This window comes from Polaromonas sp. JS666 (genome assembly GCF_000013865.1).
In the GTDB taxonomy this organism is placed as follows: domain Bacteria; phylum Pseudomonadota; class Gammaproteobacteria; order Burkholderiales; family Burkholderiaceae_C; genus Polaromonas.
On the sequence record NC_007948.1, the window covers coordinates 1,223,331 to 1,236,419 of the forward strand.

Genomic DNA, 13,089 nt, shown 5'->3' on the forward strand with positions numbered 1-13,089 from the left:
TGATTCAGATCAAGCGTCTGCCGCTTCGTCCCTGTATGCTTTTTCCAGATGTCTTGGTCTTCAGGACGACGAGCCTCAACCATGACTGAACTGACGCCTTCCCAACGAACCCTGCAACTGCCAGGCGACGACAGATTTCAGAGGCGCGTTCGAATCATGCGTGAACGGCTGGACAAGTCCCCATCGCAGCCGGTCCGGCTGGCGATATCGTCTGTGGTGCAACGATTGAGAGAAACACAATGAGGCTGCCCTTCACCTTGCCCAGATGGGTCTGGTTGACAGCTGCCGGGGTGGCGGTGCTACTGGCCTTCGGCTGGGTGGCCACGGCAAGTGGGCCGCTCGCGCCGATCAAGGTGACTGTGACCCAGGTGGCCACGGGGACGGTGGCGCCGTCGCTGTTCGGCATTGGCACGGTCGAGGCGAGACGCGCGTATCTCATTGGGCCGACCACAGCCGGTCGGGTCAAGCGCGTGCTGGTCGACGTGGGCGACAGGGTGAGGGCCGGCCAGTTGCTGGCAGAAATGGATCCGGTGGATCTGGATGCGCGGGTTGGCTCGTCGGCTGCGGCGGCGGCCCGCGCCCAAAGTGCGGTGGCGACAGCGCAGGCCCAGGTGCGCGATGCGCAGAGCCGCCAGGCCTTGGCCGCCGGTGAGGCGCGGCGCTACATCGACCTCGGAAAACAGAACTTCATTAGCCCGAGCGTCGTGGAGGGCAAGCTGCAGCAACAACAATCGGCCGATGCCCAGCTGGTCGCCGCCCGATCGGTTCAGACGAGCGCCCGGCAGGACGTGAGCCGTCTGGAGGCCGAGCGTGAGGGGGCGCGACAGCAACGCGGGAATATCCGCCTGGAGGCACCGATTGACGGGGTGGTGACATCACGCGATGCGGAGCCGGGCTCCACAGTCGTGGCGGGTCAGGCGGTACTCAAGCTGATCGACCCCGCCAGCCTGTGGGTAACGACGCGGCTGGACCAGAGTCGATCCGCGGGATTGCATGAGGGGCTGCCCGCCGAAATCACGCTGCGGTCCAGCGCGCAAGGGAGCGTGCCTGGCAAGGTAGTGCGGCTTGAGCTCGTCAGCGACAGCGTCACCGAGGAGCGGATTGCGCGGGTGACGTTCGAGAGGCTGCCTGCTGGCGTGTCGACCGGCGAAATGGCCGAGGTTATCGTCCGACTGCCTCCCGTGCGCGACGCGTTGTTGATCCCCAATGCGGCGCTGCGCCAGCGTGGCGCCCGGGCGGGGGTGTGGCTGCATGACGATGGCAAGCTGCGCTTCGTCAGCGTCAAGACGGGCGCTGAAGGCCCGGACGGCATGGTGCAGATCATCGATGGCCTGAAGGCCGGCAACGAGGTGGTGGTCTACAGCGGGCGCGAACTGGAGGCCGGCAGTCGAATCAAGGTCGTGCCCTCGCTGGTCGAGGCTGCAAAGTGATCAGCCTGGCCGGCCGCGACATCCTGCACGCTTGGGGAAAGTTCGTTCTCACGGGCTTTGGGTTGGGGTTGCTGATCGGCGTCACACTGACCTTTGCCGGGGTTTACCGCGGCATGGTGGACGACGCCAAGGTGCTGCTCGCCAACAGCGGTGCCGACCTGTGGGTGGTACAGAAGGACACGCAGGGGCCCTACGCGGAGTCGTCCAGCCTGCGTGACGACGCCTATCGCAGCGTGCGCGGCCTGCCCGGCGTCGAGCAGGCCGCAAATGTCACTTACCTGACCATGCAGGTGCGCGGCAGCGCCGGTGACGTGCGCGCCATGGTGGTCGGCTTCGAGCCCGGCCAGCCGGGTGAGCCCGGCTACCTGATGGCGGGCCGGCGGATCACCCGCAGCCACTATGAAGCCGTGGCCGACGTGAAGACCGGCTTCGCGCTCGACGAGCGCATCCGCATCCGCCGCCACGAATACACGGTGGTGGGACTGACCCGGCGCATGGTGTCTTCCGGTGGCGACCCGATGGTGTTCATCCCGCTGAAGGACGCGCAGGAAGCGCAGTTCCTGAAGGACAACGACGCCATCGTCAGCGAGCGCGAGCGCACCGCTGCCAATCCGGCTTTCAACCGCCCCGGTGTGCCCGGTTTGCTGGAGGCCGTCACCGCCTCCCAAGCCAGCAGCCACAACGTCAACGCCGTGCTGGTGCGCATGGCCGATGGCCACTCTCCCGAAGCGCTGGTGCAAACCATCCGGCGCTGGAAACACCTGCAGGCTTACTCGCGCACCGAGATGGAAGAACTGCTGATCGCCAAGCTGATTGCCACCGCCGCCAGGCAGATCGGCATGTTCCTGGTGATCCTGGCGGTGGTCAGCGCGGCCATCGTCGCCTTCATCATCTACACGATGACGCTGGGCAAGATCCGCGAGATCGCCGTGCTCAAGCTCATCGGCACCCATGACCGCACCATCGCCAGCATGATCCTGCAACAGGCGCTGGGGCTGGGGGTAATCGGCTTCATCGTTGGCAAGCTGTCCGCCAGCCTGTGGGCGCCACTGTTTCCGAAGTACGTGTTGCTCGAGACGTCGGATGCTGTGCTCGGCTTCTTCCTCGCCATGGTGGTGTGCGCACTGGCCAGCACGCTGGCGATCCGGGTGGCGCTCAAGGTCGATCCGGCTGCGGCGATTGGTGGCTGAGGTGGCTGCCAGCATACCCGCCACCGTCGGCATCCGGATTGATGGGCTGAGCAAGCGCTATGGCACCGGCACGACCGCCGTTGATGCGCTGAAGGACGTCAACATGAGCGTGGCTCCCGGCGAAGTGGTCGGGCTGATCGGCCCCAGCGGGTCGGGCAAGACCACGCTGCTCAAGTGCCTGGGGGCGATTACGACGCCGACGCGCGGCCGCATGACGCTGGGCGGCGAAGTCATCTTTGACCAAGAATGGAAGATCACCGACCTCACGGCATTGCGGCGTGATCGCATTGGTTTCGTCTTCCAGTCCCCGTACCTGATCCCGTTCCTCGACGTCACTGACAACGTCGCACTCCTGCCAATGCTGGCGGGGCAGCCCGACGCGCAGGCGCGGGCGCGGGCCATGGAGCTGTTGCAGGGACTCGATGTCGCGCATCGCGCGAAGGCCCTGCCGTCAGAACTCTCCGGCGGCGAGCAGCAGCGGGTATCCATTGCCCGCGCCCTGGCTAACCGCCCGCCGGTGATCCTGGCCGACGAACCCACCGCACCACTGGACAGTGAACGGGCCCTGGCGGTGATGCGCATCCTCAACCAGATGGCGGCGCAGTATCAGACCGCCATCATCGTCGTTACGCACGACGAAAAGATCATTCCCACCTTCAAGCGCATTTACAACATCCGCGACGGGCGGACGGTTGAGGAGGCGGGGCAGGGGCGTGCGCTTCAGTAGTGAGGCTGCCGCAAAGTTACCTGATGGCGGGGAATGCCTCGCCCAAAGTGAGGCAATACACCTTGTCGAGGTGGCTGCATGAAGCGTTTCATTTGATCTGCATCAAATAGACCGCGGGTGGGCAACGTACTCTTCTATTTTCAACTGTGCGCATGGAGGCAATGCATGGACCTGCTGGACTGGGCGCGGGGCCCCCTGCTTTATGCTGCCTTGACGGTCTTCGTCCTGGGCGCGGCATGGCGATTTTATGCACTGTACCGGTTGCCGGTCACGCCTGTGGCTGCCCCGGTACGCAAGTCGTTCAGCGGGTCTGATGCGTTGCGAGCGGCGCTTGCGCGCATGTGGCCTCGCAAAGGATTCCGGGCGAGCGCCACACTGGTGACGTTCAACCCCTATGTCTTTCACATCGGTTTGGCATTGGTCTTTTTCGGTTACGCGCCGCACATCGCATTCATTCGCCGCCTGACCGGTCTGAGCTGGCCGGCGTTGCCGGACATGGTGATGTACGTGGCGGCAGCGGCCACCATCATGTCGCTGCTGCTCGCGCTGATGTTCAAGCTGACCGACCCCGTCCTCAAGAAGATATCCCGCGCCGACGACCTGGTGACCTGGGCTGTCATGATGTTGCCGCTCGTGACCGGTATGGCCGTGGTGGGCGAGCCCTCGTCGGCCCTGCTGGCGCAGGGGAACGCGGTGTATCGCGACCCGCTGGCGATCCATCTGCTCAGCCTGGAATTGCTGCTGGCCTGGTTTCCGTTCGGCAAGCTGATGCATGCGTTCCTGGTTCTGCCTGCACGCATGCAACTGGCCACATTCCTCGGCCGCCGCGGGGTGCCGCCATGATTGACATGCTCGTATTCAAGCAGTTCCAGGAGGCCATTGAGCATCTGGGCGAGATGGCCCAGCCCGAGCCCATCGCGGACGAGGAGCGGGTGTCCCGGGCCAAAGCGGTCATGCGGCGCAAGACCGACCGGGGTCTGGCGCTCGACCTCGAGGCTTGCGTCAATTGCGGCTACTGTTCCGAGGCCTGCCACTTTTACCAGTCCACGCAGGACCCGAAGTACACGCCGACCCGCAAGCTGGACCTGCTGCGCCGCGTGCACGCGCGGGAAAGCTCGGCGTTCGCCCCCATCGTGCGCTGGTTCACGCGCGACATCAGCCTGGAGGATCTGCAGGAATGGCAGGAACTCGTCTATGACTCCTGCGCCGAGTGTGGCCGTTGTAGCATGGTCTGCCCGATGGGCATCAACATTGCCCGCGGCGTCAACGTGATGCGCGAGGCGCTGTCCGAAGCGGGCCTGGCGCCGCTGGAACTGATGGCGGTTGCCCAGGAGCAGGCCGGTCGCGGAACGGTGTTTGGGGTCGGACCGGCCGAACTGGCGCAGGTGGTCAAGGCGCTGCGCGAGCAGGGTATCCGCGTGCCGCTCGACGAGCCACGGGCCGATGTGTTGCTGGTCACGACCGTGATCGACGTGCTGCTGTTCCAGGACGCGTTGGCTGCGACCGCACGAATCCTCAATCATCTGGGTGTCGACTGGACGCTGCGCAGCGCCGGGTTCGAGGCCGCCAACTTCGGGCTGCTGGCCGGCAACGAGGCCTTGCAGAAGGCGGCCAGCCAACGGCTCATTGACGAAGCGCTGGTGATTGGCGCCAAGGTCCTGATCCTTCCGGAATGTGGCCACGCCTACCCGGCTCTGCGCTGGGAAGGGAAGTTGGCCGATGGAAAGCCACTGCCGTTCGAGGTGCTGGCGGCGGCCGAGTTCGTTGGACGCGAGATCCGCGGGGGGCGCCTCGCACTCTCGCCCGGCGATTCGAACCGCAAGCTGACCTATCACGATGCCTGCAAGCTCGCGCGCCATGGCGGCGTGATCGACGAGCCCCGCGTCGCGCTGCGCGCGCTGGGCGTCGATTTCCGCGAAACAACGCCCACGGCCGAGCTGAACTGGTGCTGTGGCGGGGGAGCCGGGGCCTTCCTGATCAATCGTGCAGCGCCGCTGCGGCACAAGGCATGGGAAATCAAGCGGGCGCAAATCGATGCCACCGGCGCCGACACGGTCGTGGTGTCGTGCGCGAGTTGCCGCCTCAACTTCATGGAAGGCGCCGAAATCGGGCAGTCGCGGATGCGCATTGAAAGCCTGGTCGAGCTCGTCGTCGCCCAATTGCCAGGACTACCGGCTACCGTGCGCGAGCCATCCCCCGACCCGGATGTGTGAGCTCCTCGCCATGTCGGGCCGGCGCTCGACGCAGTTGAACTTCTCGCTTCAGACGCTGGCTGCCCACAGCGCTGGCGGCAGCACGACCCGCGACGGTTGGGGTGTCGCGTTCTATCAGGGCAACGATGCGGCCCTGTTTCGGGAACCGACGGCAGCGAGCGGCAGTCCCCTCGTGCGCTTCCTCCAGTCGCAAGGCCCGAGCACGGCGCTGGCCATCTCACACATCCGGCATGCCACGCGCGGGGCGCTCAATCTGTCAAATACCCAGCCTTTTGCGCGCGAGCTTGCCGGCCGCATGCATGTGTTCGCCCACAACGGGAATCTGGTGGGGATCGAGCGCGCCGGGAACCTGGCGTTCGATCGCTACCGCCCCGTCGGCACGACCGACTCAGAACACGCCTTCTGCGCGCTGCTGGAGCGCCTTCACGGCCTGTGGAACCGCGCATCGCCGCCTCCGCTCCCAGAACGCCGCGCGGTTATAGCGGAGTTCGCCGCCGATCTGCGCAAGCTCGGGCCCGCCAACTTCCTCTACGCCGATGGCGACATCCTGTTCGCCCACGGGCATCGACGTATCCAGTCCACCACCGGCCGTGTCGCGCCGCCCGGTCTTTGTCTCTGGTCGTGTCACTGCACGGACCCCGGCGAGCCCGTCCATGCCAGCGGGGTGACGGTCGCACCCGGCTTCCAGGAGATGGTGCTCGTGGCCAGTGTTCCGCTCACGGGCGAGGTATGGCGCCCGCTCGAAGAGGGTGAACTGGTGGTGGTGGTGTCGGGTGGAAGACTGCTTGATGACAGCGGACCGTGATCGGGCCGTTCGCGGACTTTGTTTGCGCTGGCGGGCTATGGGGTTGAATCAAGACTGCGCGAGGCCGGCGGGACTTTGAGATTGCCCTCAATGGTCCTTAGCGGCGCGGCGTGGGGCAGCTGTTGATGCCCAGCAGGCTGTATAGGGGGCACATGCCAACAGCACCAGTCACCAGGGGGATGATGCCGATATAGCCCCAGAGCCCGACTGTTCCAGTGGCAGCCAAGCCGATCAAGACGAGCCCTGCGATGACGCGCAGACTGCGGTCGATAACGCCTTCATTGATTTTCATTTGCGTTGTCCTTTCAGGTTGAAGCGCAATTGCGCTTACGGGACAGGTTAAGCCTTCATGACCTTCGCCTCACTGATGTAGATCAACCAGGCTTTGTCATGCAGCCCATCCACGGCCAGTAGGTCAGCGCGAGGATGACCAGCAGCGCCGTGGCATTGGCAAACCCGAGGTGAATCAGGAACAGCGGCAGCAGCATCAGGATGGCAAAGGCGCTGGCTATGGTTGCTGCTGGCATCCACAGGACGGCGAGCCGGGCGGCAGCGCGGCAAACAGGCCGGCGCGCTTGACAATCTCCCGGTGGGGACCGGCAAGAGCCGATTCGCTGGCAGGCTGGGTGGACGCCGGGATCATTTGAGGATCCACTTTTTGTGTGGTGAAGCTACACGACTTCCTTCGAGGTCAACATTGATTTTCCTTGGGGAAGAAGGTATTTTTTCAAGACACGACCCACCAGCTTGCGCAGTTCGCTGAACCACAGCACCACGCTGCCCATCGCGGCGCAGACCAGCCACTGATGGAGCGTCAGCGGCACGGTGCCGAAGGCGAGATTGAGGAAATCGAGGTTGACGACCGCCGCCTGCAGCAGCGCCGACAGGGCAACCGCGCCCCACAGCCAGGGGTTGACGAACAGGTGTGTGAACGCGCTCGTGGTCTCGGAGCGGGCGTTGAAGCAGTTGAACAGGTGGGCGAAGACCAGCACCGTGAAGCCCGCGGTGCGTGCGGTGGCGAGATCCTGCGTGCCTTCGATCAGCCCGCCCGGCAGGTACACGTCCATCGTCAGCAGGGTCACCATGGCCACCACCACACCGATCTGGAGCACCCCGGCCCACATGCGGGCGTCGATGATTCGCTCACCCGGGTGGCGCGGCTTGCGGGCCATGACGTCGTCGGTTGGCGGGTCCACGCCCATCGCCAGCGCAGGCCAGGAGTCGGTGATCAGGTTGAGCCACAGGATCTGCGTGGCCAGCAGCGGCAGCACCACTGCGCCGCCGCCGGCGGTCTGCGTGCCCGTCAGTCCGATCACGCCGGCTCCGACCACACCGAGGAACACCGTCAGCACCTCGCCCATGTTCGAGGACAACAGGTAACGCAGGAACTTGCGGATGTTGTCGAAGATGCCGCGACCTTCCCGCACCGCCTCAATGATGGTCGCGAAGTTGTCATCGGCAAGGATCATCTTGGCCGCCTCCTTCGTCACTTCGGTTCCGGTCATGCCCATCGCGATGCCGATGTCCGCCGATTTGAGCGCCGGCGCGTCGTTGACGCCGTCACCGGTCATCGCGACGATGTCTCCACGGGCCTGCAGCGCGTCGACGATGCGCAGCTTGTGCGCTGGCGCCACCCGGGCGTAGACGGACGTCTTGCGCACCGCCTCCGCAAACCCCGCATCGTCGAGCGCATCGAGCTCGGCGCCTGTCAGCGCCGCGGCGTCGGCATCGACGATGCCCAGGTCTGCGGCAATGCGGGCCGCGGTGCGCGGGTGGTCGCCGGTGATCATGATGATCCGGATGCCGGCGCGCCGCGCTTCGGCAATGGCCTGCGCCGCCTCTTCGCGCGGCGGGTCTATCATGCCCACGGTGCCGACGAAGATGAGGTCGCGCTCCAGGGTGTCCGTGGCCTGCGGGTTCTCGTTCGGGCCGAGGGGGCGGTAGGCCACGGCCAGGGTGCGCAGCGCGGCATCGGACAGCGTGTCAACGTCGGCCAGAATCTTCGCCCGCAGCGCTTCGTCGAGTTCGACCGACTCCATCCCCACCCGTGCCCGGCTGCACCTCCCCAGCAGGACGTCCGGTGCGCCCTTGGTGACCACGACGACCGCGTCGCCGTGTTCGTGGTCGAGCGCTATCGTCGACATCATCTTGCGCTCGGACGTGAACGGGATGTCACCAATGCGCTCGAAACGCCGCTCGCGCCGCTCGCGCATTTCGGCGTGGCCCAGCTTGCGTTCGGCCACCAGAAAGGCCGCTTCGGTGGGGTCGCCGTGGATCTCCCAGGCACCGTCCTCGCTTTGGCGCAGGTCTGCGTTGCCGGCCAGACTGCCCCCGCTGAGCACCACCACGTGCTCGGCATGCAGTGCACCGGCACCGAGCCTGGCGCCCTCGTGCTCCACCTGGCCGTGGGGAGCGTATCCCACCCCGGTGATACGGGTTTCGCCGGAAGCGGTCATGACCCGTTCAATGGTCATCTCCGAGCGGGTCAGCGTGCCGGTCTTGTCCGAGCAGATGACCGAGGCGCAGCCCAGCGTCTCCACCGACGAAAGGTTCTTGATGATCGCGTTGTGCCTGGCCATCCGCTGCACCCCCAGGGCGAGCACCACCGACAGGATCGCCGGCAGCCCTTCGGGCACGGCCGCCACGGCCAGGGCGACACCCAGCAGCAACACGTCAATGACATCGGCCGCACTGTGGATCTCCGACAGCAGCAAAACGGTTGCGACCACCACCAGGGCAATGATGATCACCGCGATGCCCAGCATGCGCCCGATGCGGGCGACTTCCTTCTGCAGCGGCGTGCTTTCCTGGGCGGTCGCCTTGAGCATTTCGGCGATGGCGCCCACCTGCGTGTCCATGCCGGTCGCCGTCACCACGGCCCGGCCGCTGCCCTGCGCGATGGCGGTGCCCTTGAAGACCATGTTGAACCGGTCGCCGAGGGTGGCCGGTTCGCGCAAGGTGGCCGCATCCTTGAGCACCGCCTCGCTCTCGCCCGTCAGCGAGGCTTCCTGTACACGCAGCGAGGTGGCCAGCACCAGGCGCCCGTCCGCTCCGACGGCGTCACCTTCGCCGAGCACCAGCAAGTCCCCGGGCACCAGATCGGCACTCGGCACCCGCAGCACCTGCCCGTCACGCACGACCGCCGAGGTCACCGCGGTCATCCGGGCCAGCGCAGCCACGGCATCCTGGGCTTTCGCTTCCTGCGCGTAACCCAGGACTCCGTTGAGGACGACGATGGCCGCGATCACGATCGCGTCGACGGGCCAGCCGACCCAGCCGTCGATCGCCCAGGCGATGAGCGAGATGGCAATGGCGGCCAGCAACAGGTAGATCAGCGGATCCTGGAAGTGCGCCAGGATGCGGCGCCAGGCGGGTGCGCGCGGGGTTGCGCGCAACTCGTTGGGGCCGCTTTCCGAGAGCCGGCGCGCGGCTTCCTGCGACGTCAGCCCGCTGTCGAGGTCTGCCCCGAAAGCCCTGGCTACTTCGTCAGCGTCCCGGACGGACGGGTCCTTGAATTTGCCGGTTTGCATCATCACCCGATGTGAGCTCCCGGTGCGTGTTACGGGCATGGCACGACTTTGGTCCATCGGCGAGCGGCGGTGACATGCATCACTGCGCTTTCAGTCCCAGTCGCCGCAGCTTGCCCAGCCACCGCTCCGCGTCGCCTGCCTTGAAATTTCCCACCATCCCGATCAGCGTCTCATGCACGGGCGCGATGCCGGCAAAACCCAGAATGTTGCGTTCCAGTGACTTGACGCTGTGTGCGCGGAAGTACCAGCGGTAGAGCAGGGCGGGCATGCCCATCGTGACCACGACGCGGGCCGAGCGGCCCGTCAGCCCCTTTTTCGTGAAGGCGGTGCTGCCGCCCTCGCGTTCAAAGGCAAAACCGGGCCGGGCTACCTGTTCCAGAAAGCCCTTCAGGAGCGCGGGCATGTCGCCCAGCCACAGCGGGAAGAACAGCACGATGTGCTGGGCCCAGCGAATGTCGTCCTGCGCCTGCTGCAGGCCGGCGGGCAACTCGCTGTCCTCCCAGGCTTTCTGGCTGCGCAGCAGCGCAAAGTCGAGCTCTGCCACGATGAGCGAGCGCACCACATGGCCGCCCTCTTGCGCGCCGCTGGCGTAGGCCGCGGCCAGGGCATGGCACAGGTGGTGAGCGGACGTGTCGGGGTGACCCTGGATCAGCAGGACCTGTTTGGACGTCATGGTGGCTTGCCCTGTGTACTGTGGTGTGAGACGGCGAGCACGGCCCTGGCCAGCAGCGGCGCCAGGCGGATGGCATTGGAGGTGTGGGAAATCGTATCGCAGGTCACCACGCGTGTCACGCCCGCGTCCTGCAGCCGTTGCAGTGCGCCGCTGTCAAACAGGGCATGCACGCCAATGCACAGGGGTGCGGCCATGCCGGCCTGCGTCAGCGCCGTGGCAGCGGCGACCAGGGTCTGGCCGGTGGAGATGATGTCGTCCAGCAGCACCGGCGTCTTGCCGGGCCAGGGGCCGCCATCGGCCAGCGTGACCTGCACATCGCGGTCGCCCAGGCGGGTCTTGCCCAGCACCGTCCAGGGGGCATCCGTCAGCCGGGCCACCTCGGCAACCCATTGCCCGCTTTCCTGGTCAGGTCCGATCACCAGCGGATGGTCGACATGGCTGCGCAGCCAGCGCGCGATCATGGGGGCTGCCGCGACCGCCTGCGTGCGGATCGGATAGATATCGCCCAGATTGCGCCAGCGATGCAGGTGCGGGTCGACCGTGACGAGGAAGTCAAGTGATGCCGAGAGCAGCCGTGCATAGCTGCGCGAAGTGACCGCCTCGCCAGCGTTAAAGCGGTGGTCCTGCCGCATGTAGGCCAGGTAGGGCGCCACCAGGCCGACCCGCGAGGCGCCCAGCTCGCGTGCCGCGTCGGCGGCAAACAGCAGGGGCAGGGTCTTGCCGTCGGGCTGGTTCAGGCTGCCGGCCAGCACGACGCAGCGGCCCATCACCGGCGCGTCAATGCGCACCAGGGTTTCCCCGTCGGGAAAACGGTGCAGCCGCAGCTCGCTCCAGCCGCAGCGCAGCAGGCGCGCCAGCCTGCCCGCGAGCCGGGCCTCACCTGGAAGGGCAACGATCAGCATCAGGCATCCTCCAGCACATGCACGGTCTCAGCCTGCGAGGCCGCGTATTCCAATGCATAGGCCAGCTCACCCGGCGTGGCTGCGTGCAGCGTGAACAGCGGCTGGCCGCGCTCGACGAACTCACCCGGCCGAACATGCAGGTCGATGCCCGCGCAAGCCGCCCCGGGGGCACCGGCCAGTTTGGCAATGCGGGCCAGGCGCCGGTTGTCGATGGCGAGAACGCTGCCGCTGCGCAGGGCATGCACCGCCTGCTGGTGCGCGGCTACGGGCGGCTCGCGCAGGCCACCCTGAGCCGCACAGATGTCCTGGAACTTGCGCCAGGCACGCCCGTCGGCCAGCACGGCGCTGGCCAGCGCCAGCCCGCCACCGGCCGGCGCGGCACCACCGAACTCGAGCACTTCACCGGCCAACAGCAGCGAGCGCTGGGCCAGGTCGGCCGGCGCGGTGGCCAGGTTGCGTAACACGGCCAGCACGTCGCGCGCCTCCAGCGCGGGGCCTATGCCGCGGCCCACCGGGGCCAGGCCGTCAGTCTGCACCACGCGCATCCGCAGTCCGAGGGTCTGCCCCACCTGGCCGAGCAGCCGGCCCAGCAAATCCGCCGCCTCGGCGCTGCGAACCTTGGCGGTGGGCCCCACGGGCATGTCGATCAGCACGTGGGTGGAACCCGCCGCCACCTTCTTGGACAAAATCGACGCCACCAGCTGGCCCTGGCTGTCCAGGTCCAGCGGGCGTTCCACCCGGATCAGGATGTCGTCCGCCGGGCTCAGGCGTACCGCGCCGCCCCACACCACGCAGCCGCCGGTGCGTTCCACCACCCGGCGGATCTGCGCCACATCCAGGTCCACCGGCGCCAGTGTCTCCATGGTGTCGGCCGTACCGGCGGGGGAGGTGATGGCGCGCGACGAGGTTTTGGGCATGCGCAGTCCGCAGGCCGCCACGATGGGCACGATCACCATGGTCGTTCGGTTGCCCGGCAGCCCGCCCACGCAGTGTTTGTCCATGACCAGGCCCTCACCCCAGTCAATCCGCTCGCCGGCGGCGACCATCGCGCGGGTGAGCGAGACGGTCTCTTCCTGGTCCAGCCGGTCGCCGGCACAGGCTGTGACAAAGGCCGCCAGCTGCAGGTCCGAGTAGCGACCCGCGGTCACGTCTTCAATCACGGCCGTGATGGCGGCCTGGGTGAGGTGCCGTCCATAGACTTTGGCACGCACATGACCCAGTGATTCGATCGGTGCGGGGTGGCGCGGCGAGACCATGTCACCTTCTTGCGCCCCGAGCAGACGCCACGCCGCCTCGGACAGGCCGGCCTCGTCGGGGGCCAGAAAGTCACCAGACACCACATTCAGCGTGGCGACAATGGTGCGGTCGCCCAGCGCGAGCTCCACCCGGGATTGCGCCTCGAAGCCTTCCGAGTGGCAGACGCGGCAGTCGCGATGCATGTAGAGCACCGGCTCCTGGTAGGTGTCTATGCCCAGCCGCCGCAGGCGCAGCTTGTGCGGAGTGAGTGAAGAAAGCGGAGTCGGCGGGGTTTGCATGATGGGGGCCTGTTCCGGTTACTGTAGGCAAGGCAGGTGCGCGCGGCCTTGACAAAGCTCAACGCGGGGCGCCGGTTCCGGTGG

The 13,089-nt window shown here is 66.6% G+C and carries 12 protein-coding genes; 6 read left to right on the plus strand and 6 right to left on the minus strand.

Annotated features, from left to right (window positions below):
- Positions 1-239 precede the first annotated feature (239 nt).
- From BPRO_RS05850 to BPRO_RS05875, 6 genes are all read left to right on the plus strand, one after another.
- Positions 240-1,430: an efflux RND transporter periplasmic adaptor subunit gene (locus BPRO_RS05850; protein ID WP_011482136.1), complete on the plus strand. Its 1,191-nt coding sequence runs from the start codon at positions 240-242 to the stop codon at positions 1,428-1,430.
- Entirely contained in the window at positions 1,427-2,620 is a 1,194-nt protein-coding gene (locus tag BPRO_RS05855; RefSeq protein WP_011482137.1) for an ABC transporter permease, read from the plus strand. Before BPRO_RS05850 ends, BPRO_RS05855 begins: the two co-directional genes overlap by 4 nt.
- Before the next feature lies 1 nt (position 2,621).
- Positions 2,622-3,347 (plus strand): ABC transporter ATP-binding protein, encoded by a 726-nt coding sequence (locus BPRO_RS05860; RefSeq protein WP_011482138.1) that lies wholly within the window; start codon positions 2,622-2,624, stop codon positions 3,345-3,347.
- Positions 3,348-3,512: 165 nt separating this feature from the next.
- The gene (locus BPRO_RS05865) at positions 3,513-4,190 is read left to right on the plus strand and encodes a hypothetical protein (protein WP_011482139.1); all 678 of its coding nucleotides are present in this window, start codon (positions 3,513-3,515) and stop codon (positions 4,188-4,190) included.
- The gene (locus tag BPRO_RS05870; protein ID WP_011482140.1) at positions 4,187-5,560 is read left to right on the plus strand and encodes a (Fe-S)-binding protein; all 1,374 of its coding nucleotides are present in this window, start codon (positions 4,187-4,189) and stop codon (positions 5,558-5,560) included. The genes BPRO_RS05865 and BPRO_RS05870 overlap by 4 nt, the downstream gene beginning before the upstream one ends.
- 10 nt (positions 5,561-5,570) lie before the next feature.
- The gene (locus tag BPRO_RS05875) at positions 5,571-6,365 is read left to right on the plus strand and encodes a class II glutamine amidotransferase (RefSeq protein WP_011482141.1); all 795 of its coding nucleotides are present in this window, start codon (positions 5,571-5,573) and stop codon (positions 6,363-6,365) included.
- A 97-nt stretch (positions 6,366-6,462) separates the two neighbouring features.
- Here the strand turns inward: BPRO_RS05875 and BPRO_RS05880 are convergent, their stop codons facing one another.
- The 6 genes from BPRO_RS05880 to BPRO_RS05900 all read right to left on the minus strand — a co-directional run bounded on the left by BPRO_RS05880 (position 6,463) and on the right by BPRO_RS05900 (position 13,005).
- Positions 6,463-6,657, minus strand: a complete 195-nt coding sequence (locus BPRO_RS05880; protein ID WP_011482142.1) for a YgaP family membrane protein — start codon at positions 6,655-6,657, stop codon at positions 6,463-6,465.
- An 82-nt stretch (positions 6,658-6,739) separates the two neighbouring features.
- Complete coding sequence (locus BPRO_RS29450; RefSeq protein WP_157045738.1) at positions 6,740-6,892, minus strand: hypothetical protein; 153 nt, start codon at positions 6,890-6,892, stop codon at positions 6,740-6,742.
- 144 nt (positions 6,893-7,036) lie between these two features.
- The gene (locus tag BPRO_RS05885) at positions 7,037-9,898 is read right to left on the minus strand and encodes a cation-translocating P-type ATPase (RefSeq protein ID WP_049764072.1); all 2,862 of its coding nucleotides are present in this window, start codon (positions 9,896-9,898) and stop codon (positions 7,037-7,039) included.
- A gap of 76 nt (positions 9,899-9,974) precedes the next feature.
- A complete protein-coding gene (locus BPRO_RS05890; RefSeq protein ID WP_011482144.1) occupies positions 9,975-10,568 on the minus strand; it encodes an NAD(P)H-dependent oxidoreductase in 594 nt (197 codons plus the stop codon).
- Positions 10,565-11,470 carry a ribose-phosphate pyrophosphokinase gene (locus BPRO_RS05895; RefSeq protein ID WP_011482145.1) on the minus strand — a complete coding sequence of 302 codons (906 nt, stop codon included), beginning with the start codon at positions 11,468-11,470 and terminating at the stop codon, positions 10,565-10,567. Before BPRO_RS05895 ends, BPRO_RS05890 begins: the two co-directional genes overlap by 4 nt.
- Positions 11,470-13,005, minus strand: coding sequence for a thymidine phosphorylase family protein (locus BPRO_RS05900; protein ID WP_011482146.1), 1,536 nt, complete (start codon positions 13,003-13,005; stop codon positions 11,470-11,472). The genes BPRO_RS05895 and BPRO_RS05900 overlap by 1 nt, the downstream gene beginning before the upstream one ends.
- Positions 13,006-13,089 lie beyond the last annotated feature (84 nt).